Source organism: Streptosporangium sandarakinum (genome assembly GCF_013409935.1).
GTDB lineage: Bacteria > Actinomycetota > Actinomycetes > Streptosporangiales > Streptosporangiaceae > Streptosporangium > Streptosporangium nondiastaticum.
In genome coordinates, this window is record NZ_JACCCO010000002.1 from 106,946 (window position 1) to 129,685 (window position 22,740).

General features: G+C 73.3%; 24 protein-coding genes. 10 read left to right on the plus strand and 14 right to left on the minus strand.

Features of this window, described 5'->3' with window-relative positions; genetic code table 11:
- The first annotated feature begins 40 nt into the window (after positions 1–40).
- Complete coding sequence (gene recD2 / locus HDA43_RS19140; protein WP_179823638.1) at positions 41–2,260, plus strand: SF1B family DNA helicase RecD2; 2,220 nt, start codon at positions 41–43, stop codon at positions 2,258–2,260.
- A gap of 3 nt (positions 2,261–2,263) precedes the next feature.
- Here the strand turns inward: recD2 and HDA43_RS19145 are convergent, their stop codons facing one another.
- From HDA43_RS19145 to HDA43_RS19155, 3 genes are all read right to left on the minus strand, one after another.
- Positions 2,264–2,647, minus strand: a complete 384-nt coding sequence (locus HDA43_RS19145; protein ID WP_179823640.1) for a nuclear transport factor 2 family protein — start codon at positions 2,645–2,647, stop codon at positions 2,264–2,266.
- Between the two features lie 75 nt (positions 2,648–2,722).
- Entirely contained in the window at positions 2,723–3,601 is an 879-nt protein-coding gene (locus tag HDA43_RS19150) for a LysR family transcriptional regulator (protein ID WP_179823642.1), read from the minus strand.
- 306 nt (positions 3,602–3,907) lie between these two features.
- Complete coding sequence (locus tag HDA43_RS19155) at positions 3,908–4,537, minus strand: helix-turn-helix domain-containing protein (RefSeq protein ID WP_179823643.1); 630 nt, start codon at positions 4,535–4,537, stop codon at positions 3,908–3,910.
- 97 nt (positions 4,538–4,634) lie between these two features.
- Here HDA43_RS19155 and HDA43_RS19160 point away from each other — a divergent pair, with 97 nt between their 5' ends.
- Entirely contained in the window at positions 4,635–5,642 is a 1,008-nt protein-coding gene (locus HDA43_RS19160; protein WP_179823644.1) for an NAD(P)/FAD-dependent oxidoreductase, read from the plus strand.
- Between the two features lie 110 nt (positions 5,643–5,752).
- Here HDA43_RS19160 and HDA43_RS19165 read toward each other — a convergent pair whose 3' ends face one another.
- Positions 5,753–6,496, minus strand: coding sequence for an ArsR/SmtB family transcription factor (locus HDA43_RS19165; protein WP_218912316.1), 744 nt, complete (start codon positions 6,494–6,496; stop codon positions 5,753–5,755).
- Between the two features lie 206 nt (positions 6,497–6,702).
- Positions 6,703–7,449, minus strand: a complete 747-nt coding sequence (locus tag HDA43_RS19170) for a GNAT family N-acetyltransferase (protein WP_179823646.1) — start codon at positions 7,447–7,449, stop codon at positions 6,703–6,705.
- A 222-nt stretch (positions 7,450–7,671) separates the two neighbouring features.
- On the opposite strand from HDA43_RS19170, the gene HDA43_RS19175 reads away from it, so the two are divergent.
- Positions 7,672–8,397 (plus strand): proline iminopeptidase-family hydrolase, encoded by a 726-nt coding sequence (locus HDA43_RS19175; protein WP_246424546.1) that lies wholly within the window; start codon positions 7,672–7,674, stop codon positions 8,395–8,397.
- Positions 8,398–8,700: 303 nt separating this feature from the next.
- Here HDA43_RS19175 and HDA43_RS19180 read toward each other — a convergent pair whose 3' ends face one another.
- Positions 8,701–9,198: a DUF6194 family protein gene (locus tag HDA43_RS19180; protein ID WP_179823648.1), complete on the minus strand. Its 498-nt coding sequence runs from the start codon at positions 9,196–9,198 to the stop codon at positions 8,701–8,703.
- Between the two features lie 86 nt (positions 9,199–9,284).
- On the opposite strand from HDA43_RS19180, the gene HDA43_RS19185 reads away from it, so the two are divergent.
- Positions 9,285–10,058, plus strand: coding sequence for a MerR family transcriptional regulator (locus HDA43_RS19185; protein WP_179823649.1), 774 nt, complete (start codon positions 9,285–9,287; stop codon positions 10,056–10,058).
- A 150-nt stretch (positions 10,059–10,208) separates the two neighbouring features.
- Here the strand turns inward: HDA43_RS19185 and HDA43_RS19190 are convergent, their stop codons facing one another.
- From HDA43_RS19190 to HDA43_RS19200, 3 genes are read right to left on the minus strand one after another with little or no spacing between them, the layout of a single operon-like run.
- Positions 10,209–10,535 (minus strand): STAS domain-containing protein, encoded by a 327-nt coding sequence (locus tag HDA43_RS19190; protein WP_179823651.1) that lies wholly within the window; start codon positions 10,533–10,535, stop codon positions 10,209–10,211.
- A gap of 6 nt (positions 10,536–10,541) precedes the next feature.
- Entirely contained in the window at positions 10,542–11,597 is a 1,056-nt protein-coding gene (locus HDA43_RS19195) for a cobalamin B12-binding domain-containing protein (protein WP_179823653.1), read from the minus strand.
- Positions 11,594–13,333, minus strand: a complete 1,740-nt coding sequence (locus tag HDA43_RS19200) for a PP2C family protein-serine/threonine phosphatase (RefSeq protein WP_218912317.1) — start codon at positions 13,331–13,333, stop codon at positions 11,594–11,596. Before HDA43_RS19200 ends, HDA43_RS19195 begins: the two co-directional genes overlap by 4 nt.
- A 305-nt stretch (positions 13,334–13,638) precedes the next feature.
- Here HDA43_RS19200 and HDA43_RS19205 point away from each other — a divergent pair, with 305 nt between their 5' ends.
- Positions 13,639–14,811: a L,D-transpeptidase gene (locus HDA43_RS19205; RefSeq protein WP_246424456.1), complete on the plus strand. Its 1,173-nt coding sequence runs from the start codon at positions 13,639–13,641 to the stop codon at positions 14,809–14,811.
- 295 nt (positions 14,812–15,106) lie between these two features.
- Here the strand turns inward: HDA43_RS19205 and HDA43_RS19210 are convergent, their stop codons facing one another.
- On the minus strand, positions 15,107–15,958 hold the full coding sequence (locus tag HDA43_RS19210) for a radical SAM protein (protein WP_312873433.1): 852 nt from the start codon (positions 15,956–15,958) through the stop codon (positions 15,107–15,109).
- A gap of 218 nt (positions 15,959–16,176) precedes the next feature.
- Here HDA43_RS19210 and HDA43_RS36445 point away from each other — a divergent pair, with 218 nt between their 5' ends.
- The 4 genes from HDA43_RS36445 (at position 16,177) to HDA43_RS19225 (ending at position 17,495) form a co-directional block, all read left to right on the plus strand.
- Positions 16,177–16,356: an MmyB family transcriptional regulator gene (locus tag HDA43_RS36445; protein ID WP_312873434.1), complete on the plus strand. Its 180-nt coding sequence runs from the start codon at positions 16,177–16,179 to the stop codon at positions 16,354–16,356.
- Positions 16,278–16,517, plus strand: a complete 240-nt coding sequence (locus HDA43_RS34425; protein WP_312873435.1) for an MmyB family transcriptional regulator — start codon at positions 16,278–16,280, stop codon at positions 16,515–16,517. Before HDA43_RS36445 ends, HDA43_RS34425 begins: the two co-directional genes overlap by 79 nt.
- An 85-nt stretch (positions 16,518–16,602) precedes the next feature.
- Entirely contained in the window at positions 16,603–17,181 is a 579-nt protein-coding gene (locus tag HDA43_RS19220) for a GNAT family N-acetyltransferase (protein WP_179823665.1), read from the plus strand.
- Positions 17,178–17,495 carry a DUF952 domain-containing protein gene (locus tag HDA43_RS19225; protein ID WP_179823667.1) on the plus strand — a complete coding sequence of 106 codons (318 nt, stop codon included), beginning with the start codon at positions 17,178–17,180 and terminating at the stop codon, positions 17,493–17,495. The genes HDA43_RS19220 and HDA43_RS19225 overlap by 4 nt, the downstream gene beginning before the upstream one ends.
- Positions 17,496–17,626: 131 nt before the next feature.
- Here HDA43_RS19225 and HDA43_RS19230 read toward each other — a convergent pair whose 3' ends face one another.
- The 3 genes from HDA43_RS19230 to HDA43_RS19240 are packed head-to-tail and all read right to left on the minus strand — an operon-like array spanning position 17,627 to position 20,134.
- Positions 17,627–18,430, minus strand: a complete 804-nt coding sequence (locus tag HDA43_RS19230) for an ABC transporter permease (protein WP_179823669.1) — start codon at positions 18,428–18,430, stop codon at positions 17,627–17,629.
- 21 nt (positions 18,431–18,451) lie between these two features.
- Positions 18,452–19,207: an ABC transporter permease gene (locus tag HDA43_RS19235; RefSeq protein ID WP_179823670.1), complete on the minus strand. Its 756-nt coding sequence runs from the start codon at positions 19,205–19,207 to the stop codon at positions 18,452–18,454.
- A gap of 6 nt (positions 19,208–19,213) precedes the next feature.
- Positions 19,214–20,134: an ABC transporter ATP-binding protein gene (locus HDA43_RS19240; RefSeq protein ID WP_312873436.1), complete on the minus strand. Its 921-nt coding sequence runs from the start codon at positions 20,132–20,134 to the stop codon at positions 19,214–19,216.
- Between the two features lie 133 nt (positions 20,135–20,267).
- Between HDA43_RS19240 and HDA43_RS19245 the strand changes: the two genes are divergently transcribed.
- The gene (locus HDA43_RS19245) at positions 20,268–20,549 is read left to right on the plus strand and encodes a hypothetical protein (RefSeq protein WP_179823672.1); all 282 of its coding nucleotides are present in this window, start codon (positions 20,268–20,270) and stop codon (positions 20,547–20,549) included.
- A 155-nt stretch (positions 20,550–20,704) separates the two neighbouring features.
- Here HDA43_RS19245 and HDA43_RS19250 read toward each other — a convergent pair whose 3' ends face one another.
- On the minus strand, positions 20,705–21,724 hold the full coding sequence (locus tag HDA43_RS19250) for a tyrosine-type recombinase/integrase (protein ID WP_179823674.1): 1,020 nt from the start codon (positions 21,722–21,724) through the stop codon (positions 20,705–20,707).
- Positions 21,725–22,740: the final 1,016 nt, after the last annotated feature.

Genomic DNA, 22,740 nt, shown 5'->3' on the forward strand with positions numbered 1-22,740 from the left:
CTAAACTTGCGCCCGACGATCCAGCGCTGGAGGTGGTGGCGTGCAGCCGGAGAAGGGCGGTGCCCCCGGTACGTCGATCTCGGCGGTCCTGGAGCGCATCACCTATGCCAACGAGGAGACCGGCTACACCATCGCCCGGGTGGCCACCGAACGCTCCGGCAGCGAACTGCTCACCGTCGTCGGGCCGCTGCTGGGCGCCCAGCCCGGCGAGTCGCTGCGCCTGACCGGCCGCTGGACCTCCCACCCCCGCTACGGCAGGCAGTTCGAGGTGTGGTCGTACGCCACCGTGCTGCCGGCCACCGTCCAGGGCATCCGCCGCTACCTCGGCTCCGGTCTGATCAAGGGCATCGGCCCGAAGATGGCCGAGCGCATCGTCGACCACTTCGGCACCGAGACCCTCACCGTCATCGAGACCACCCCCGAACGCCTGGTGGAGGTCCCGGGCCTGGGCCCCAAGCGCACCAAGATGATCGGCGCCGCCTGGGAGGAACAGAAGATCATCAAAGAGGTGATGATCTTCCTGCAGGGCGTCGGGGTCTCCACCTCCATCGCGGTGCGCATCTTCAAGCAGTACGGCGATGCCTCCATCTCCGTCGTGAGGGGCGAGCCCTACCGGCTGGCCGACGACGTGTGGGGCATCGGCTTCAAGACCGCCGACACCATCGCCCAGGCCGTCGGCATCCCGCACGACAGCCCCGAACGCGTCAAGGCCGGCCTGCGCTACACCCTGTCGCAGGCCGCCGACGACGGCCACTGCTACCTGCCGGCGCCCAACCTCGTCGCCGACGCCGTCAAGATCCTCTCGGTGCCGGCCGAGCTGACCGGCGCCTGCCTGGAGGAACTCGTCGCCGAGGAGGGCGTGGTGCGTGAGGAGGTGCCCGCCGGCGACGGCGCCGTCCCGGCGGTGTACCTGCTGCCGTTCCACCGCGCCGAGCTGTCGCTGGCCTCCTCGCTGCGCTCCCTGCTGCACGCCTCCTCAGACCGGCTCGGCGTCTTCTCCGGCGTCGACTGGGACGTCGCCCTGGACTGGCTGAGGAAACGCACCGGCGCCGACCTGGCCCCCGAGCAGGCCCACGCCGTACGGCTGGCCCTGACGAACAAGGTCGCGGTCCTGACCGGCGGCCCCGGCTGCGGCAAGAGCTTCACGGTGCGCTCCATCGTCACCCTGGCCCGCGCCAAGAAGGCGAAGGTCGTCTTGGCCGCGCCCACCGGCCGGGCCGCCAAACGGCTGTCGGAGCTGACCGGGCACGAGGCCACCACCGTGCACCGGCTGCTGCAGCTGCGCCCCGGCGGGGACGCCACCTTCGACCGCGACAACCCCCTGGACGCCGACCTCGTCGTCGTCGACGAGGCCTCCATGCTGGACCTGCTGCTGGCCAACAAGCTCGTCAAGGCCGTCGCCCCCGGCACCCACCTGCTGTTCGTCGGCGACGTCGACCAGTTGCCCTCCGTCGGCGCCGGCGAGGTGCTGCGCGACCTGCTGGCCGCCGACGAGGACGTCGTGCCGCGGGTGCGGCTGACCCACATCTTCCGCCAGGCCCAGGAGTCGGGCGTGGTCACCAACGCCCACCGGGTCAACTCCGGCCTGATGCCGGCCCTTGAGGGCATGGGCGACTTCTTCCTGTTCCCCTGCGAGGAGGCCGAGGAGATCGCGGCGCTGACCGTGGACGTGGTGGCCAACCGCATCCGGCGCCGCTTCGGCCTGGACCCGCGCCGCGACGTGCAGGTCCTGGCGCCCATGCACCGCGGCGCCGCCGGCGCCGGCAACCTCAACGCCCTCCTGCAGGAGGCCCTGACCCCCTCCCGCGAGGGCCTGCCGGAGCGCCGCTACGGCGGCCGCGTCTTCCGCGTCGGCGACAAGGTCACCCAGCTGCGCAACAACTACGACAAGGGCGCCGCGGGAGTGTTCAACGGCACCGTCGGCACGGTCGTCGACATCCGCCCCGACGACCACAGGATGACCGTGCTGACGGACGAGGACGAGCACGTCGAGTACGCCTTCGACGAGCTCGACGAGCTCGCCCACGCCTACGCCGTCTCCATCCACCGCTCCCAGGGCAGCGAGTACCCGGCCGTGGTCGTCCCGCTGGCCACCAGCGCGTGGATGATGCTGCAGCGCAACCTGCTCTACACCGCCATCACCCGGGCCAAGAGGCTCGTCGTCATCGTCGGCTCGCGCCGCGCGCTGGGCCAGGCGGTGCGCACCCGCGGCGCCGGCCGGCGCCACACCAGCCTCACCCACCGGCTGCGCCCCGCCTGAGCCTCAGTCCGACGCCGCGCCGGCGGGGTCGGCGTCGCCGCCGGGATACGTCCCGTACCCTTCGACCACCAGCGGGCCGTCGAAGATCAGCACCTCGTTGACCAGGCCGCCCTTCTGATTGCGGTAGTTGATGACCAGGCAGCCGACGCCGACGTAGGAATCGATGACCTCGAAGCGCAGGCCGGGGATGCGCCGCAGCCCCTCCGCCCAGTAGGCGCGCAGCGCCGCCTTGCCCCGGATGATCCCGTCGCCGCCGAGGAGCTGCGCCGCGACCGGCGAACGGAACGTCACGTCCTCCGCGAAGTGAGCCAGCAGTGCCTCCAGGTCATGGGCGTTCCACGCCGTCACCCAGCCGTCCACGAACTTCCGTGCCACAACATGATCCATGCGCATGATCATGCCCGGTCCCCTCCGGCGCGGTGACGGCGGCCCCGGGAGGCGGCCGGCGGTCCCACCGCCCGATCAGCCCTCCTCCTCGTCCCCGGCGCCGACCAGCTCCAGGAACGCCGCGGCCGCGGGGGAGGGCCGGTCGCCCCAGATCAGGTGCTCGGCCCGGGTGGGGGCGTCACGGAGCCGGATGACGCCCAGGTCGGGAAAACGCGGCGCGTACGCGGCCGGCAGCATGCCCACCCCCAGGCCCTGCCGTACCAGGTCCACCATGAACTCCGCCGACGACACCTCGAACGGCACCTCGCGCCGCACCCCCGCGGCCGCGAACGCCTCATCCGACTGCACCCGCCCGGCGTGGCCGGCGCGGAAGTCGACGAACGGCTCATCGGCCAGGCCGCGCAGGTCCGCCTCGCCGTGCGCCAGGGGGTGGTCCGGCGCGACCACGGCCACCAGCTCGCCCGTGCCGAGCCTGCGGCTTCGCACCCCCTTCGGCCGCGCGCGGGGCGGCAGACCGAGGAACGCCACATCCAGGCCGCCCCGCCGGACCTGCTCGACGAGGTTCTCGCTGCCCGCCGAGACGAGCGTGATCCGCACCCGCGGGTGGCGCCGCCGGTAGTCCCGCAGCGCGGCCGGCAGGTCGACGGCCGCGACCGTGGGGATGGCGCCGACGGCGAGCCGCCCGCGGATCTCCCCGCTCGCGGCCGCGACGTCGGCCCGCGCCCGCTCGGCGGCCTCCAGGCACGCCCGCGCGCCGGGCAGGAACGCCTCCCCGGCCGGCGTCAGCCGCACGCGCCGGCTGGTCCGCTCGAACAGCCGGACGCCCAGCTCCCGCTCCAGGGCGGCGACCTGGTGGCTGAGCGCCGACTGCACCACATGGCAGCGCTCGGCCGCCCGGGTGAAATTGCCGATCTCGGCGACCGCGACGACATACCTCAGCTGCTGCAGCTCCACCAATCCATCATGTATCACGATCAATCATGATGAAAACCATGTGCTGGACTCATCGATGGGGGTCGGCGCACCCTCGACCCATGACGCAGACTCCGCGGAGCATCCCCGCCGCGCCCGGCGAACGCGGCCGCGTCGTGGGCACGGTCATGACGGGCCTGCCGCCCGGCGGCCTGCCGGCCCGCGCCGCGGCGGGCACGGTGTCCGAGCTCGGCGGCGCCGCCGGCCCGCCCCTGGCCTCGCTCGCCTGGACCCACGCCGGCCGGAGCGGGGCCAGCCTGCTCGGCGGCACCCTGTCGGCCGCGGCCCTCACCCTGTGGACCCTGGAACGCCTCCGGGCCGGGCGCCCGGGTCAGCGCGGCGGGCCGTCCCGGAGGCGTCACGGTCCTGGTGACCGCGGCGGGCGTCACGGTCGAAGATCCCCAGGATCTCGGCCGGGCCGCCGGCGGCGCCGATGGCATGCGGAAGCATCGTGGGGAACTCCGCGGCCTGGTCGGCCTCCACCCGGAAACGGCGCTCGCCCAGGAGCAGGATCACGGCGCCGGACAGCACCACGAACCACTCCCGGCCCGGGTGGGCGCGCAGCCGCGACAGGTCCCGCGGCGGCGGGTCCACCAGACGCTGACGCAGGACGGTGACCCCGGGATCGGCGCGCACCGTCCAGCGCATCAGCCGACGGGCCGCATCACGCACCGGGTTGCTGACGACGTCCTCGCCGGCCGTCTCCACCAGCCGGTCCAGAGAGGTGTCCAGCGCCCGGGCCAGCGTGACGAGCTGGTCCAGGGCGAGGCGCCGCCGCCCGTTCTCGATCCGGCTGATCGTGGAAGGGCTGAGCCGGGCCCGGGCGGCCAGATCGTCCAGGGACCAGCCATGCGACACCCGCAGGGCACGGATCCGTTTGCGCACCAGGCCGTCCAGCCCGTCATCGTCTTGCTCCATAGGCAAAACCCTATGCCTCAGACGCAAATCCCCCCTAGCGTCGTCACCACCGGACCCCGCCCATGAGGTCCGCCGACCACGAGAAAGGGCCACACCTATGACGTCGACGACCACCGAGCACGCAAGCGACGACCTGCCGGACGAGACCGCCGACGCCGTGGTGATCGGCGGCGGCGCCGCCGGACTGAACGGCGCGCTGATGCTCGCCCGCTCCCGCCGCTCGGTCATCGTGATCGACAGCGGCACACCCCGCAACGCGCCCGCCGAGGGCGTGCACGGCCTGCTCGGCCTGGACGGCACCCCGCCGGCGGAGCTGCTGCGCACCGGCCGGGCGGAAGTACGCCGCTACGGCGGACGCGTCGCCACCGGCGAGGTGACCTCCGCCGCCCCCGCCGCCCCCGCCGGGGGCGACCCCCGGTTCAACGTCACCCTGGCCGGCGGCCGCGTCCTGCACGCCCGCCGGCTGCTGATCGCCACCGGCCTGCGGGACCGGCTGCCCGACGTCCCCGGCCTGGCCCGGCACTGGGGCGGCGGCGTGGTGCACTGCCCCTACTGCCACGGCTGGGAGGTCCGCGATGAGCCCATCGGCGTCCTGGCCACCGGCCCGGCCTCCGCCCACCATGCACTGCTGTTCCGGCAGCTGACCGGCGACCTGGTGTACTTCACCCACGGCACCGACCTGGACGAGCAGACCAGGGCGCGCTTCGCCGCCCGCGACATCACCGTCACAGACACCCCCGTCGCGGAGGTCACCTCCACCGAGGACGGCATCACGGGCGTACGGCTCACCGACGGGCGGCTCGTGCCCCGCCGCGTGATCGCGGTGGCCACCACCCTGCTGGCCCGCACCGACGGCCTGGCCGGACTGGGGCTGGCGATGGAGGACCTGCCCCACGGCATGGGCCGCCGCATCGCCACCGGCCCCGCGGGAAGCACCTCCGTGCCGGGCGTGTGGGTGGCGGGCAACGCCACCGACCCGATGGCGCAGGTCGGCGCGTCCGCCGCGGCCGGCGCCCTGGCCGGCGCGCACATCAACGCCGACCTGGCGGCCGCCGACGCCGAAGCGGCCCTGGCCGCCGCCCGCGCCGGCGTCACCGCCGGGTGAGCGCGGCCCCGGCACGCCGTCGCCCGCGGCCGGGCCTCACCCCCCGGGGGGGGCCGGCGCGTTCGCCCTCCCCGGGGAAGTGAGGCGCTCTCCCCGGGCCGCCTCACCGCTCAGGCGCTCATCGCCCGTGCCCGGCCCGGATCCGCGTCCGCGCCCGCGTCCGCGCCCGTGTCCAGCCCCAGCAGCTCCGCCAGCGCCCGCCGCCCGCCGCCGGTGACCCGCAGCGCCCGCCCCGAGCCGATCCGCACGACCCAGCCGCGCTCCAGCAGCGCCGAGCACAACACGGCCCCGGCGGCCCCGGCCAGGTGGTGGCGCCGCTCGGTCCAGTCCAGGCACGGCCGGGCCAGCGGCCGCCGCCCGGGCGCGGGCAGCGGCACCGCCAGACGGGTCGCGAACCACTCCAGCCCCTCCTCACTGAGGGCGAACCCGGCGTCCTGGCGCAGCAGGCCCCGCGCGGTCAGCGCGTCGGTGACCGCCACCCCCAGCCGCCCGGCCAGGTGGTCATAACAGGTGCGCGCCTCGGCCATCGCCCGCGCCGCCGCCGAGGCCCGCAGCGTCACCGGCCGCGACTCACCGCCGGCGTGGGCGGCCAGGTCCTCCACCAGCTGGGCCACCCGCGCATCGGCCAGCCGCAGGTAGCGGTGACGGCCCTGGCGCTCCTCGGTCAGCAGCCCCCCGGTCACCAGCCGCGACAGGTGCTCACCGGCGGTGGAGGCGGCCACCCCGGCGCTTCGGGCCAGCTCCCCGGCGGTCCAGGCCCGCCCGTCCAGCAACGCCAGGCAGAACCTCGCCCGGGTGGGATCGGCGAGCAGAGCGGCCAGCGCGGCCAGCGGAACGGAGTCGGTGACGGTCATGGCCTCCATCATGGCCCCACGACGTTTCGGCCGCCGCCGAAGGATCCCCTCCACCGCAGCCGCGGAACACCCAGGCCCCCGTACCGGCGCCGGCGCCCCGGCCGGCGCCTAGGCCGTGAGATCACCCCGCCCTCCGCCACAGCGACCCCGGCGGCCATCAGGTCACGGCCCACCCGCCGCCCACGGCATCCGGGTGCCGAAGGCCGTCACGGAGTGCGGAACCCCCGGAAGGTCACGGGCCTGCGGGCCTCGAAGCCGAGCCGCTCGTACAGGGCGATCGCGCCGGTGTTCGCCTCGGCCACGTGCAAGAAGGGACGTTCGCCGCGCGCCAGGATCCGCGTGACGAGCGCACCGACCAGGTGGGCGGCGTGTCCTCGCCCGCGCGCCTCGGGGGCGGTGCAGACGGCACTGATCTCGGTCCATCCCGGTGGCCGCAGTCGCTCACCCGCCATCGCCACCAGAGCGCCGTTGTCGCGGACGCCGAGATAGGTGCCCAGTTCGCGGGTGCGCGGCCAGAACGGCCCCGGCCGGGTCCGCGCGACGAGGTCCAGCATCTCGGGCACACTGTCCGCGCCCAGCTCCACCACACCCACCGCCGCACCGGCCCTGGCCCTGGCCCCGGCCCCGGCCCCGGCCCCGGCCCCGGCCGGAAGGCGACCGGGCCGGCCGCCGCCGGGCCAGGTCATCTGGCGGCCTTCGAGGGCGAAGACCGGCTCCCAGTCCGGCGGCGGCGGCGCCGCGCAGCTGAACATGTCGGCGAGCCCGCCCCGGCCGAGCAGCCGGGCGAGGTCGGCCCACTCCTGCGGATCCGGATCGGCGGTCACCGCGGAGAAGGTCGCGACCTCCGGCTGGTAGGTGACGGCCTTACCGAGCCGGCGGGCAAGGTGAGCGTGGTGACCGCGCAGTGATGCGCCCACAGGGTCGTCGAGTACGGTGACGTCCCGGCTCGCCATGGTGCTGTGCCTCTCCGTGTCGTACGGGGTCGACGCCGGCCCGCCGGACGGCGGTCAGGTCCAGCCGGCCATCCTACGGGCACGGGGCTCGTCCTCGGCCAGGCGGGGAGAGCACCCATCGGGCGCCGGAGACGGGGACCGGCCGGTTCTCCGCCCCGGCGGGGTCATGGCTCGCACGGCCCGCCGGGCGAGCCGCTCTGACGCCGCCTCGAACCGCTCGCCCTGGAACGCGAAGTCATCTGGTACGACCAGCTCGGGGTGGGGCGTTCGGATCGGATCGACGACGCCTCGCTGCTGACGGTGGATCGCTTCCTCGACGAACTCGGCGCGGTCATCGGAGGCCTCGGCCTGGAACGACCTCACGTCTACGGCCACTCCTGGGGAGCCATGCTCGGGCTGCAGTACGCCGCCGAGCGCGCACCCGAATGGACGAGTCTGATCTGCGCCAATGGACTGGCCGGCGTCCCCCGGTTCGAACAGGAGGTACGAGATCTACCGGCGAAGCTGCCGGGCGATGTCCTGGACCGCACCTACGGTCGTGAGCTGCGAGGAGAGACGGATGATCCGGATTACCGGGTCGCCCAGGGCGAGTACATGCGCGCGTGCGTCGTGCGCACCTCTTCGGTGAGCCTCGACCCGGATCTCATGATCTTGATCACGTTCCGGGTGATGATCGGCCAGGCCGACTACCACGTGACGGGATCCCTCAAGGACTGGGACATCCTCGACAGGCTCGAACGGATCCGAGTTCCCACGCTGGTCCTCGGCGGAGAGTTCGACGAATGCGTTCCCTCGCATCTCGCGGACATCGCCGGCCGCATCCCGGATTCCGAGCACGTCACGCAGTCCGGTGCCGCCCACATGGGCTATCTCGAGGAGGAACCGCTTCGCCGCGAGTACGTCTCCATCATTCGGGACTACATGGAGCGGATCGAAGCGCGCTCGTAGCGGCGATGCACCGGCCGGCTGACCGCCCCGGTCAGCCGGAGCCTGCGCGAGGCCTGGCCGGTCGCGGGCGGCGCCAGCGATCCCTCATCGACATGGATCCGGTCACCGTCCCGCCGTCAATCAAGATCAACTATTTGGCGGCCGGTGCCACGGTTCCCACCGACACCCCATGTCATCCCGGAGGGCCGGTGGCCGGCCCGGGCCGGCCGTTCCCGCCCGCGGGGGCGACCGGCCTGCGGGCGATCTCGGGCACCGCCCGCGCCCCGGGCACGTCATGCCCGGGGCGCGGGCGGCCATGTCGCCTCACCCCGTCTCGGCGCGCCGCTCATACCGCGCGCGGGCCAGCCGGTGGGCAGCCGTCAGCAGCTCGCGGACCGCCTCCCCGGTACGCGGGCCCGGGTTGACCACCGCCAGCCAGCCCTGGGGGCCGTAGACGGGGTGGGCGATCACGGTGTCGTCGGCGTCGCCCCCGCCGGAGGCCGCCCCCGCCCCGTCCCCGGGCCCGGCGACGGCCGTCTCGCGGGGCGCGTGCCCGGTCCAGCGGGTGAACGCCTCCCGGCCGGCGGCGACGTTCACCCGGAAGGCGCCCGGCCGCTCCAGGCGGGAGGTCCCGTCACCGGGATAGTTCTTCGTCACGATCGTCGCGAACGGCTGGGTCGTCGTCGGCACGACACCGTCGGGGGAGTAGTAGAAGAACGCATCCCCCCAGGCGAGCTCCGGCGTGCCGTCACCGGGCGCCGGGCGCAGGGTCAGCACGCCGTCGAGGCCGCCCGCGAAACCGATGATCTCATCCATGGTCATGCCTCAAGCGTCACATTAAAGTGCTTGTGGAGACCTTCCAGCGAACGATCAGGGGATTCAGGGTGCCAGGTCGCAAATCACCGGGCATGCGCACCGTCGACGTCGCGCGGCGATCCGGCTACTCCGTCCAGCAGGTGCGCAACCTCGAACGCGACGGCGTGCTGCCGCCGGCGCAGCGCTCGGCCACCGGCCACCGCCGCTACACCGACGCCCACCTGCACTGCGCGCTGGCCTACCGGGCCCTGGCCGCGGGGGTGGGCCCCGGCGAGGCCAAAGAGATCCTCCGGGCCGCCCACCGCCTGCCCGCCTCGCACGTGCTGGCCCTGCTGGACGCCGCCCACGCCCGGCTCGACGCCGAACGCACCCGGCTGCGGCAGGCCGAGGAGGCCGCCCGGGCGATCCACGGCGAGCCGATCGGCGACGTGCGCCCCTCCGACGCGATGAGCGTCTCCGAACTGGCCGCCGCCCTCGGCGTGCGCCCCTCGACGCTGCGGCACTGGGACGCCGAAGGCCTCGTCGTGCCCGACCGCGACGGCGTCCGCGGGACCCGGCGGTACACCCCCGCCCAGGTGCGCGACGCCAGGATCGTCCACCAGCTGCGCGCCGCCGGCCACCGCGTCGCACCCCTCCGGGACCTCATGCCGCACCTGCGGCACGCCCGCCGCCGGCACGATGTCGCCGCCGCGCTGGCCGCCAGGGACGCCGCCATCACCGCCCGCTCCCGAGCCCTCCTGGACGGCGCAGCCGCCCTCGGCGCCCTGCTCCCACCGGCCGCCCCGTCCCCGCACGACCCGCACGACCCGCACGGCCCGGCCGGCACCGGCCCCGCCCAGGACCTGCTTCGCCGACCCGCGCCGTAGCCAGGCCATGGCGAGGTCACGGCGAGGCCGCAGCGAAAATCCACGGAACAGGCCTGGACCGCGGGGGCCGGGCCCCGCGGCGGCGGCCCACCGGCCGCCGCACCCACCGACCGCCCGGCCCGGGCGGAACCCCTCAGGAGAAGAGGAGTGTCAGGCGGGCAGCTCGAAGATGTGGTCCAGCGCCGTCACCTGGAACAGATGCCGCAGATACGACGTCAGCGCGACGATCCGCAGGCCCGCCTCCTGCTCGCGGGCGACGTTGTAGACGTTGATCAAAGCGGCCAGGCCGGAGGAGTCGACGAAGTCCAGCCCCGACAGATCCACATCGAGCCGGCTCACCCCGCCGCCCAGCACCTCCTGCGCCGCGGCGACCAGCTCGGCCGCGGTGTCGTAGTCCAGGTCACCGGTGAGCACCAGCAACACGGTGCCCGGTTCGCAGCTTCGCACCTCGGTACGCAGCGGGGTCTTCTCGAGCATCTGGCGTCAGTTCTCCAACTCGCTGTGGCCGCCGTCCGCGGCGGCGATACCGCACTGCAGGATGCGGCGGGCCCGGGGAAAGTCTCGCAGCTCACCATGGAAGAGCCGCAATCCGCCGCTCAGCGCCCGCTGCGGCACCCCCCGCGCCCGCAGCACCCCGGCCGTCCAGGACACGAACTCCGAGAACAGCTCATCATCGTCGACGTACAGGGCCGCACCCAGGAAGTCCAGGATATGACCCAGGTCGTCGGCGGTGGCCTCCAGCTGCGCCGGGCTGTAGGACGCCATCGGGGGGAACGCGGCGCCGAGCGCGCCCATCGCCGTCTGCAGCAGCTGCGCCCGCCGCCGCGTCAGATGCGTGTACTCCTCGTCATCCAGGTGGGCCGGCGCCACGGCGGGGGAAGGGAAGGACGGCAGACCCCCCTCGGCCAGCAGATCGGCGGCGGCGCCGGCGCCGGGAGCCCAGGCGTCGGCGCCCAGCAGCCGCGCGAACCGGCCGTCACCGCCGAACCCCGCCCCACCGGCCAGCACCGGCACCCCCACCGCCTGGCAGGCGCTGATCATGGCGTGGGCCCGCGGCAGCCGCAACGCCAGCGCGCACCCCAGCGCCACCGCGTCCGGCCCCGTCTGGTGCAGATGCGTGATCAGGTGCGGGCCCGGCACCGAGGCTCCCAGGAAGTCGACGTGCCAGCCGCGCAGCCGCAGCACCTCCGCCAGCAGCCGGGTCGGCAACGCGTGGTACTCCCCGTCGGTGCAGGCCACCGTGACGCGCCCCAGGTGGGGGCGGGGCCGCACCCGCGCGACCACGGCCGCCACGGCCCGCTCGCTGACGGCCGTGGCGGCGTGCTCACGCGCCACCGACCAGTCGTTGGCCGCCCACAGCTCACCCACCCGCCGCTGGGCCGGGGCGATGAGGTCCAGCAGCACCCGCTCGGCCGGCACCCCGGCCTCCAGCAGCTCCAGCACCACATCCACCGCGCCGAACTCATCGGCGTGGCCGATGCGGTCGAAATAACGCTCACCCGCGGCCCGCAGACCGGGGGAGAGGGCGGCGACGCTCATCGGATCCCTTTCGCTCGTACGGCCAGCAGGGCCCGGTCGTCCTGGACCCGCCCGGCCAGCCACTCGGTGCTCAGCTGCTCCAGCCGCTCCACCACGGCGGAGGCGGGCATGCCCGCGCATCCGGCCAGCGCCGTCTTCAGCCGGGCTCCGCCGTACATCTCCCGGCCCGACGGGCCGCCGAAGGCCTCGGTGATGCCGTCGCTGTAGAACAGGCACACCTCTCCCGGAGCCAGCTCGACGGTGACCGGCTCCAGCACCACCTCCTTCATCGCCCCCAGCATCGAACCGCGGGAGGCGACCTCCTCGACCGTGCCGTCGGCGCGCAGCACCAGCGGCGGCGGATGCCCGGCCACCGCCAGCTCCAGCCGCGTCCCGCCGCCGGCGGCCGTAAGGGTGCCCAGCACCAGCGTGACGAAGGAGTTGGGCACCGCGGAGGCCAGCAGGCAGCGGTTCAGCAGCGCCACCAGCCGCCCCGGCCGGCGCTCCAGCAGCAGCAGCGCCCGCAGCGACTGGCGCACCTGCCCGGCCAGCACCGCCGCCCGCGCCCCCTTGCCGCACACGTCCCCCAGCACCAGCAGCGCCTCACCGTCCGCCGCACCCGCGGCGGCCTCGCCCGCGGGCAGGCAGACGTCGTAGAAGTCACCGCCGACCAGGCTGGTCTGCTGGGCCGCGCGCAGCGACCCGGCCAGCTCCGCCCCCGCCGGCTGCGGCAGCCGCGGCGGCAGCAGCCCACCGGTCAGGATCGCGTTCGTCTCACCCTGCTCCTGGTACAGCGCCGCCGCCGAGATCGCCGCGCCCGCCCGGGAGGCGAAGACCCGCACCAGCGTCTCGGTCTCCTCATCGAACGGCTCACCGCCGGGGCCGCGGGCCAGCACCAGCGCCCCGGCCGGGACGCCGTTGCCCGGCAGCGGGGTGACCAGCAGGTGGGCGGCGACGCCGAACCCCTCCGGCAGCAGCCACTCCGGCACCTGCGCCGGATCCAGCCAGCGGCTGGGCACCGGCGGGAAACCGGCCAGCGCCTCGGTCAGGCCCGGCACCTGGGCGACCTCGGCCGGGCCGATGACGCCCTCCTGCATGACCGGCCGGCCCGGCACCGACCGCAGCCAGGGCGCCTGGCGCCGCGCGGCGGGAGGAAGCACCACCATGGCGGCATCGGCCAGGAACGGGGAGGCAAGCTCCACCGCGGCGCGGGCGCAGCGGCGCGGGTTGAGAGAGGAGGCCAGGCGCCGCCCGGCCTCCAGCAGGAAGTCGGTGCGCCGCCGCTCGGCCAGCAGCGCCTCGGTGCGGGCGTGCTCGGCGGTGATGTCCCTCAGGTACCAGGCGCGGTGGCGGGTCCCGAACGACTCGCGCCGCACCAGCAGCCGCCGCCCGGCGAAGGCGACCTCGCGGCTCTCACCCTCGGGGTGGCCGGGATCGAACAGCCCCTCCCCGGCGGAGGCGACGTCCGTGCCCGGCCGCGCGGCCGGCAGCATCCGCGCCGCCGCGGCGTTGCGCGCCACCACCACCTGCCGGGCGTCGCACAACACCACCCCCTCGGCGCAGGCGTCCACGACGGCGCGCAGCAGCGCCTCATCCGGCACCCGCGCCGCGTCGTCCTGGAAACCGCCCGGCGGATCATCGAGCAGGCCGGCGCGCAGGCCGCCGAGGGAGCCGCCCCGGACATCACCGTGCAGGCCGGCGGGGGCCTCACCACCTCCGGAGCGGGTGCCCTGGCCGGCGGACCGAGCTGTGGTCATCACCCAGACCTCCGAATCGATCGGTCAAACCACCCTATCCTCCGCACCGGCCCGGCGGGCCCTGCGGCCACCGTCCGTCACCGCCGCGGCCGCCCCGCCGCCGGTTGCGGCGGCCCGCCGACCTCCATGGCTCTCCTGACCTCCTGTCGGCACGACATTGACTCCACAAAGTGACGTAAACGTGACCGAACTCGGTTGAACCAGGCAGCCGGACCGCGCATCACCTATTAAAGTTTTGAACGCACCTTGCTGCTATGGGGGAGAAAGTTGTGCTAGACGTGGAACGCCGTAGCCTCCGGACACCATTGGCCGCCCTGGCCGTGACGACCGCCGCCCTGCTGGCGACCTCCTGCTCCGGTGGACCGGCGGCGAGCGATCCCGCCGCCGAGGGGCAGAAGGCACCCGCCAAGGACGCGCCCTCCGGAGCCACCATAAAGATCAGCCCGCAACAGGGCAGCGACACCGTCGCCCCGAACAAGAAGATCGTTGTCACCGCCGCCGGAGGCCCCCTCGAACAGGTCACCGCCGAAAGCGACGGCGAACCCGTTGAAGGCGCCTTCGACGCCGGACGCACCAAATGGGTGTCGAAGCGGGCACTGAAGCCGTCCACCGCCTACACCGTCTCGGCCCGCGCCGCCGGCGGCACCACCGCGCAAAGCAGCTTCACCACCCGCAAGCCCAAGGTCGAACTGAAGGTCGCCGACGTCACCCCCGCCGTCAAGGGCGAAAAGGTCGGCATCGGCGCCCCCATCATCGTGACCTTCAACAACCCGGTCACCGACAAGGCCGCGGTGGAAAAAGCCCTGCACGTCGAATCCGAGAAACCCTCCCGGGGCGCCTGGCGCTGGACCAGCGACACCACCGTCATCTACCGCACCGCGAAATTCTGGCAACCGCACCAGAAGGTCACCTTCACCGCCAACATCACCGGTGTCCAGAGCGGCAAGGACGCCTACGGCGTCGAAGACCTGACCAAGACCATCCAGATCGGCGCGGCCCAGACCGCCGTCGTCAACACCCGCACCCACAAGATGGTCGTCAAGCGCGACGGCAAGGTCGTCAAGACCATGCTCATCAGCGCCGGCAACGCCAGCACCCGCGAATACACCACCACCAGCGGCGTCCACCTGACCATGGGCAAGGCCAACCCCGAGCGCATGATCTCCCCGGGCCGCAAGAAAGGCGACCCCGGCTACTACGACCTCATGATCAACCACGCGGTGCGGTTCTCCAACAGCGGCGAATACGTCCACGCCCTCAACAACGTCTGGGCCCAGGGCCGCCAGAACGTCAGCCACGGCTGCATCAACGCCCGCCCCGACCAGGCCAAGTGGTTCTACGACCAGGTCCAGCGCGGAGACGTCATCACCATCACCGGCACCAACCGCGCACTCGAATGGAACAACGGCTGGGGCTTCTGGCAGATGCCGTTCAGCCAGTGGAAGAAGGGCAGCGCCCTGACCGGCACCGACAGCTGACCCCCGCCCCTCCCGCCGAAGCACCCCGCACGCCGGAAGCGGGGGAGAAGGACCGCCCATCGGGGCCCCACGCCGCCGCCGCACCGGCGCCCGGGGCCCCGGCCCTTTCCCCCCCTCCCTGGTTTTCCCTTCGCTTTCCCCGGGGATCCACCGGCGGCGACACCCCGGCGACGCCACCCGGGGGCCCACCGGACCTGCCTCTCTCCTCGGCGGCTCACCACCCGGCCCCCACCCCGCGGGCGCCGGCCCCCGGCGAGCCGCCGGAAAGACCACCCCGACCCCGAGGCCCCGCGCCTCACAGCAGCGGCAGCTGCCGATGCCCGGGCAGCGCCAGCGGCAACGGCTGCTCCGGCCGCTCGGCCCCCAGCCCGTACCGGGCCGCCAGCTGCAGCACCTGAGCCGTCACCGCCCGCACATACCCCTCCTCGGCGTCCGCGCCCTGGGCGTACAGCTCGCCGTACCGCTCCACCAGCCGCGGATGACGCTCACCCAGCCACGCCAGATACCACTCCCGCGCCCCCCGCGGCAGCCGCAGCACCCGCGGCTCCACACTCACCGCCCCCGCTCCCGCCACCCGCCGCACCGTCGCCGCCAGCTGATCCGCCGAATCGGTCACCAGCGGCAGCACCGGCGCCATCGCCACCCCGCACGCCACCCCCCGCTCACCCAGCTCCGCCACCAGCTCCAGCCGCTTCTGCGCACTGGGCGCCCCCGGCTCCGCCCACCGCCGCACCTGCTCATCGACGAACGCGATCGACACCACCACCCCCGCCCCCGGCGCCCCCGCCAGGAGATCGGCGTCCCGCAGCACCAACGGGCTCTTGGTGAACACCGTGAACGGCGCCCCCGCCTCCCGCAACGCCGCCACCACCTGCGGCATCAGCCGGTAGACCTCCTCGGCCCGCTGGTAGCAGTCACCGCCCAGCCCCACACTCACATGCTCGCCGTCCCACCGCGACGCCAGCTCCGCCCGCAGCCGCCGCCCGATGTCCGGCCGCACCACCACCGCCGAGTCGAACCCCGCCCCCGCGTCCAGCCCCAGCCGCCGATGCGCGCCCCGCGCCGCGCAGTACCGGCACCCCAGCTCACACCCCCGATACGGGCTCAGCGACCACGCGCCGCCCGAACGCTCCAGCGCGCTGCGCACCGGAGCCTCATAACACGTCAGATCCCCAAGGACACGCCGGACGGCGGTGCGCTCGATCCGCGGCCCGCCCCGCGGCGGCTCCTCCAGCAACGCGGGCGCCTCCCATCGCATCCGATCAGTGGAACACGCATTCGACGCCACCCGCAAGTCACCCCGGATCGCCCGCCCGCGCCCGCCCCGCAGGGGCACGATCCCGTCCTCAGGGAAGGAACGGGACCGTGCCCGGAAGATCAGGGCCTGACGAGGATCTTGAGGCTCCTGCGGTCGGCCATGTCCCGGTAGGCGAACTGTCCACCCTCAGCCCCGAATTCCGCAGCCAGTGGGCCGCCCACAACGTGCGCATCCACCACGACGGCACCAAGCGGCTGCGGCACCCCAGGTCGGCGGCCTGGAGCTGACCTACCAGTCCCTCGACCTGCCCATGACCAACCGGAACGTGTACGACCTCACCATCTACACCGCCGAACCGGGCACCGCCTCCGAAGACCGGCTCAAACTCCTGGCCAGCCTGGCCGCCACCCGCCCCCGCGAAACACACCCCACCGACCGGCCCCGCTGAAGCACACCGGCCCCCACCGGACAGGCCCCGCCGCGCGACGATAATCGGCTGGCCCATCCCACCGGCCGCCCCCTACGCTGAGCGGATGCTCAACCCCTCCTACCCCCTGCGCACCGATCGCCTCACTCTGCGGCCCTTCACCGAAGACGACCTGCACCCCCTGCACGCCATCCACCGCCTGCCAGAAGTCGCCCGCTACCTGTACGGGGAGCCCCACGACCTGGAACAGACCCGCGCCTCCCTGGCCAAGAAGGCCACCTCCGCCGCACTGACCGACGAAGGCCAGGCCCTCTCCCTGGCGGTGCAGCTGACCGCCACCGGTGAACTCATCGGCGACGCCACCCTGTTCTGGCACAGCCGCACCCACCGAAGCGGCGAGATCGGCTACAGCTTCCACCCCGGCCACCACGGCAACGGCTACGCCACCGAAACCGCCCGCGTGCTCCTGCGCCTGGGCTTCGAAGAGCTGGGCCTGCACCGCATCACCGGCCGCCTCGACGGCCGCAACCACGCCTCGGCCCGCGTGCTGGAACGCCTGGGCATGCGCCGCGAAGCCCACCTGGTGGAAAACGAGTTCGTCAAAGGCGAATGGACCGACGAGGTGATCTACGCGATGCTGCGCCGCGAGTGGGACGCCCACCCCCTGACGAAGGAATCACCATGACCATCCTGCACCTGGCCCTGGCCGCCGACTGGGACGCCGCCCGCGAAGCGGGGGAGTACCGCGTCTCCACCCTCGGCCGCACCCTGGAGGAGGAAGGCTTCATCCACGCCTGCGCCGACCACGCCCAGCTGCACGCCGTCGCCCGCCGCTACTACGGCGACATCGCCGACCCCCTGGTGCTGCTGACCATCGACCCCACCGGCCTGGACGTCCGCCTGGAGGTCCCCGCCGGCGCGCAGGAGGCCTTCCCCCACCTGTACGGGCCGCTGCCGCTCACCGCGGTCGTCTCCGCCACCCCCTACACCCGGCCCTGACCCCGCCTGCGGCGCCGGTACCCACCCGCCGCAGGCCAGGGGCACGACAGGGGAGCACATCGGACGGCCCCCGCCCGAGAGGACCGCGACCCCGCCGCACACCCGAGACGCCCACCGCATCCCGGTGCGCCTCACGCGCACAGCGTCCGCTGGATGCGCCGCGCCGCGAACGCCAGGCCCGCCACCGCCATCACCACCAGATACCCCGCATGCCCCACAAGGCCCCAGCCCACCTGCCCGATCGCCAGGCCCCGCACCAGCTCCACCGCGTGGAACAGCGGCGTCGCCACCACCACGGCCTCCATCACCGCCGGATAGTCCGAGACCGGGGAGAACGTCCCGGAGAACAAGAACAGCGCGAACTGCCCCGTGCCGAGCAGATCGAAATCCTGCCAGCCCCGCATCAGCGTGCTGAGCGCCATCCCGACGCCGCCGAACGCCAGGGCCACCAGCATCGCCGCCGGGAACGCCGCCAGCGCCCACCACCCGCCGGTCAGCCCCATCGCCACCATCACCACCAAGAACGCCCCCGTGTAGACGGCACTGCGCACCAGCGCCCACGCCAGCTCACCCACCGCGATCTCCACCGGCCGCACCGGCGTCGCCAGGATCGCCTCGAACGTCTTGGCGTACTTCATCTTGAAGAAGAAGTTGAACGTGGTCTCCGCCAGCGCCCCCGACATCGCCGAGACCGCCAGCATCGCCGGGGCGACGAACGCCGCGTAGTCCACCACGCGCCCGCCGCCCACCTCCAGCCGCCCCACCAGGGCGCCCACCCCCACGCCGATCGACAGCAGATACAGCACCGGCTCGAAGAACCCGGAGACCACGACCAGCCAGTACGCCGGACCCGAGCGCAGCGCCCCGACGTTGCGGCCCATCACCGCCCCGACCCGGACCGGGGACAGCCGCGCCGCCACCATCGCAGAAACCATGACGTCCTTCCAGGCCCCTCGTCAGTCCCGCAGCCGCCGGCCGAACGCCGACACCGCCCACGCCGTACCCGCCGCGGCCCACACCAGCAGACACGCCACATGCGCCCATACCGGCCACGCCGGAAAGACCCCCAGCGTCGCCGCCCGGCTCAGCTCCACCCCGTGCCACAGCGGCGAAAGACACGCCAGGACCCGCGCCGGCCCCGGCAGCTGCTCGACGGGGAAGAACACCCCCGAGAACAGCGCCGAGGGGATCATCACGAACCGGAACAGCAACGCGAAGTAGCTGTCGTGCTCCACCGTCGCGGCGAACGCCGTCACCGGCGCCGCAGCCGCCAGCCCCACCAGCGCCACCACCGCCAGGCTCAGCGGCGCCCACGGCGAGCGCAACGCGCCGAACAGCGCCGTCACCCCCAGGAACACCGCCGCCGCGACCACCACCCGCAGCAGGATGTACACAAGACGCCCGGCCACCATCTCACCGACCCGCACCGGCGCGGCGTACATCGCGTGGTAGGAACGCACCCACTTGAAGTCGCCCATCACCGAGTACGTCGACTCACCGATCGCCGTCTGGAACGCCGTCGAGGCCAGCACCCCCGGCGTGATCCACGCCAGATACCCCACCCCGCCGATCTCACCGACGTATCCGCCCACGCCCAGCCCGATACCGGCCAGAAACAGCACCGGCAGCACGAAGGAGGAGAACACCGACCCCCGCCACAGCCGCCGGTACATCACCAGGTGCCGCTCCAGCACCGCCGCCGTCGCACCCATCGCCCCTCACTCCACCAGCGTCCGGCCGGTCAGCTGCAGGAACACATCCTCCAGCGTCGAGCGCCGCACCAGCACCCCCGACGGCGCAAGACCCCGCCGGTGCACCTCCGCCACCGCGTCGTCCCCGTCGTCGACGTACAGAAGCACCCGGTCGGGCAGCGCCTCGGCGCGGCCCACCCCGGCCAGCTTCCCGGCGTGGTCGCCCTCCTCGGCGAAGCGCAGCTCCACCACCTCCGGCGTGCAGTGCGCCGCGATCAGCGACCGGGGCGAACCCTCGGCGACGATCCGTCCGCCGTCCATCACCACCAGCCGGTCGCACAACTGCTCGGCCTCGTCCATGTAGTGCGTCGTCAGCACCAGCGTCACCCCGCGCCGCCGCAGCTGGAACAGCCGCTCCCACAGCAGGTGACGCGCCTGCGGGTCCAGCCCGGTCGTCGGCTCGTCCAGCAGCACCAGCGCGGGATCGCCCACCATCGCCCGCGCGATCGTCAGGCGCCGCTTCATACCGCCCGACAACGGCTCGACCTGGCTTGCGGCCCGGTCCCGCAACTGGGCGAAGTCCAGCAGCTCATCGGCGCGGAGACGCGCCTCCGCCCGCGACAAACCGAAATAACGGGCATAAGTCGTCAAGTTCTCACGCACCGTCAAATCCGGATCCAAATTGTCCAGCTGAGGACACACCCCCAACCGCCCCCGGATCCGCACCCCGTCCCGCACCGGATCCATCCCGAAAATCCGCAGCTCACCCGACGACGGCATCGACACACACCCGATCATCCGCATCGTCGACGACTTCCCCGCCCCGTTGGGACCCAGGAAACCGAACGCCTCACCCGGCGCCACATCCAGATCGATCCCATCGACCGCGGTGAAATCCCCGAAACGTTTGACCAGCCCGCGCGCGTGAATAAGAGACTGCACAGCCACAAACCCGGACCGTAACAGAGCCCCCCGACAAACCCGAAAGGATTAAACCCCCACCCCGGCCACCCACCTACAAAACCGACCCCCGCCCCCTTGAAACCCCCGCCCCCAGCCGACCCACCCGCAAAGGACACCCATGTCGGATCCGCTGCTCATCCTGGCCGTCACGATCCTGGCCGCCATCATCGCCATCGCCCTCATCATCTGGGCCGTCCGCATCGCCCAGCGCCCCCGCAACGCCCTGCTGCACGGCGGCCTCAGCCCCGAACTCCTCACCCGAGCCCTCGAACTCAAAGCCACCGACCAGTTCGACCAGGCCGTCTTCCTCGTCCGCGGCGAAACCGGCCTCAGCCACCGCGCCGCCACCCGCCTGGTCAGGAAACTCCGCCCCGCACCCCCCGCACCCCCCGCCCTCTGACGCACCCGCCACACCCCGGCAGGACAGGACACAGGCCAGAGGCGGGGGAGCGGAACACCGCACCCCGGCCCGGCTCGCCCCCGCCGCCCACCCCACAAGGCAGGACGCGGGGGAGGGGACAGCCCCGCGCCCCTCCACCGCCGCCCCCGGCCGCCCTACGACTCCCGCCGCTCCCCATCGGCATCGGCCAGCCGCTCCAGCACCCCGTACGCCGGATTGCCCCGCGCCGCCCGCCGCACCTCACGCGCCGTGGAAGCCACATACGCCTGACCCGTCACGATCGAGGCATGCCCCAGCAACTCCATCAACTCATGCGCCGAAGCCCCCCGCTCGGCCAGCCGCGTGGCGAACTCATGCCGCAGCGCATGCACCAGCGTCCCCCGCTGCACCCGATCATGCACCCCCGCATACCGGTAGCACTGCCGCACCAGATACTGCAGCCCGCCCCGCCGCAACGCCTCGTTGCGATTGTCCACCAGCAACGGCGCCGACCGGGGGAGCGCGGCCAGCCCGAAACGCCGCATCCGGCTGTCCAGGTACCGCTCGATCAGCAACTCCACCGGCGCCTCGATCGGCAGCGAACGCGTCCGCCCACCCTTGCCCACCACCTGCACCCGCCGATCCCCGGCCGAACCACCCACCGACCCCAGCGTCAACCCCAAAAGCTCCGCCGACCGCATCCCCGTCACCAGCGCCAGCGCCAGCACCACCAGATCCCGCTCCACCCACGGATCCCGGGCCTTACGCGCCCCCGCCGCGATCCGCTCCAGCAGCATCCCCGACGCATCCCCATCACCCAGCAACGGCTTGGGCGCCTTGGCCGGCTGCCGCGGCCGGGGGACCGCCGCCATCGGATTGCCCTCCACCAGCCCCTCGGCCACGCAGAACGTCAGAAACTGGTTCCAGGCGCTCCAGGCCCGGTTCACACTCGCCGCCGACCGCGGCCCGGCGAACTCGGCGAACGCCGTCCGCACCAGCCGCCCCGACAGACCACCCACCTCGAGCTCACCCGGCGCGCACCCCGCCTGAGCGGCCGCCAGCTCCGCCACCGCACGCAGATCCCGGGCGTACCCGGCGACCGTGTGCGCCGACAGCTTCTTGACCCGCAACGCGAACAAGAACTCCTCGGCCGCCTCACGCACGCTCATCGGCCCGCCCGCCTCACCGCCGCCCATCACGCACCTCCCGCCCCACGACAGGGGACCACCCGCAAATGATGCATAAGTGCGATTATGCATCAAACACACCGGCAACCACAGCCGACACCCCGGAACAGGCCCACCACGAACACCCACCGACGCACCACGCACCATCCACCCGGCACCGCACACCCGCCCGCATCCGTAGCGAAACCCGCGGCGAACGCCGATGCCGATGCCGACGTCGAGACCGAGACTGAGACCGAGAAGAACACGACACGCGAGGCCGAGGCACGACGACCGGAGCGGCGACCGTACAAAAGACGCATCGCACGGAAGACCCGTCCCGCGCCTTCGCACCGCCGCACCGGGCGGGACCGAACGCCGCCGGGCGCCGGGAACGGTCGGGCGCGCCGACACCCGATCCCGGACGGGACCCGTACCGGCCACCGCGCGGACCGCACCCGCCGCCGACCCCGCGTCGCCATCCGCCCGGCCGCTGATCCCACCGGTGTCGGGGCCGGGCGCACCCGGCCTCAGGCGCCCGGTCTGACCGCCAGGCGCGAAACGATCATCGGGCGCGGGACGAGCGCCTCCCGTCACGAACCCGTTCCCGCCGGCCGCCGCCGGGCTGCCCGACGGCAGGCGTGCCACCACGGCCGGGACGATCATGACAGGCGGGACGGCGAGCAGGCGGGTCCGGCGAACCTGACAGCCGGCATGCCGATAAGGGCGGCCGCTCCAAGAGAGCCCCGCCGCGAGCCCCGCCGCACCCTCCGGTCCCCTCACCGCCGCGGCCGGTTTTCCGGCACCCGGCACACCATCAAAGCGGACATAAGATCTTATACCGCACAGAAGCTGAATTCTGTCCGGTATGAGATCCACCGTTCTGCCCATGTTCGTGATCACTGCCATTGGCCCCCCGTCCCCATCGGGCCGACACGGTCCCAGCAGACCTGGCGCTAGACCTAGCGCGTCCGGTGGTTTTCCCAGCAGGCCTGACACAAGATCGGCAGCCCTCCCCTGCCGATCTTTGCGTGATGTCCCGGTCC

Bases quoted from the DNA above. Each gene is read 5' to 3' on its own strand.
- HDA43_RS19235 (WP_179823670.1), bottom strand. From the start codon at position 19,207: ATGGGTGCGACGGCGGCGGTGCTGGAGCGGCACCTGGTGATGTACCGG.
- HDA43_RS19200 (WP_218912317.1), bottom strand. From the start codon at position 13,333: ATGACCACAGCTCGGTCCGCCGGCCAGGGCACCCGCTCCGGAGGTGGT.
- HDA43_RS19245 (WP_179823672.1), top strand. From the start codon at position 20,268: ATGTCGGATCCGCTGCTCATCCTGGCCGTCACGATCCTGGCCGCCATC.
- HDA43_RS19195 (WP_179823653.1), bottom strand. From the start codon at position 11,597: ATGAGCGTCGCCGCCCTCTCCCCCGGTCTGCGGGCCGCGGGTGAGCGT.
- HDA43_RS19250 (WP_179823674.1), bottom strand. From the start codon at position 21,724: ATGGGCGGCGGTGAGGCGGGCGGGCCGATGAGCGTGCGTGAGGCGGCC.
- HDA43_RS19220 (WP_179823665.1), top strand. From the start codon at position 16,603: ATGCTCAACCCCTCCTACCCCCTGCGCACCGATCGCCTCACTCTGCGG.
- HDA43_RS19170 (WP_179823646.1), bottom strand. From the start codon at position 7,449: ATGGCGAGCCGGGACGTCACCGTACTCGACGACCCTGTGGGCGCATCA.
- HDA43_RS19190 (WP_179823651.1), bottom strand. From the start codon at position 10,535: ATGCTCGAGAAGACCCCGCTGCGTACCGAGGTGCGAAGCTGCGAACCG.
- HDA43_RS19155 (WP_179823643.1), bottom strand. From the start codon at position 4,537: ATGGAGCAAGACGATGACGGGCTGGACGGCCTGGTGCGCAAACGGATC.
- HDA43_RS19160 (WP_179823644.1), top strand. From the start codon at position 4,635: ATGACGTCGACGACCACCGAGCACGCAAGCGACGACCTGCCGGACGAG.
- HDA43_RS19185 (WP_179823649.1), top strand. From the start codon at position 9,285: ATGCGCACCGTCGACGTCGCGCGGCGATCCGGCTACTCCGTCCAGCAG.
- HDA43_RS19180 (WP_179823648.1), bottom strand. From the start codon at position 9,198: ATGACCATGGATGAGATCATCGGTTTCGCGGGCGGCCTCGACGGCGTG.
- HDA43_RS19165 (WP_218912316.1), bottom strand. From the start codon at position 6,496: ATGACCGTCACCGACTCCGTTCCGCTGGCCGCGCTGGCCGCTCTGCTC.
- HDA43_RS19225 (WP_179823667.1), top strand. From the start codon at position 17,178: ATGACCATCCTGCACCTGGCCCTGGCCGCCGACTGGGACGCCGCCCGC.
- HDA43_RS19145 (WP_179823640.1), bottom strand. From the start codon at position 2,647: ATGGATCATGTTGTGGCACGGAAGTTCGTGGACGGCTGGGTGACGGCG.
- HDA43_RS19230 (WP_179823669.1), bottom strand. From the start codon at position 18,430: ATGGTTTCTGCGATGGTGGCGGCGCGGCTGTCCCCGGTCCGGGTCGGG.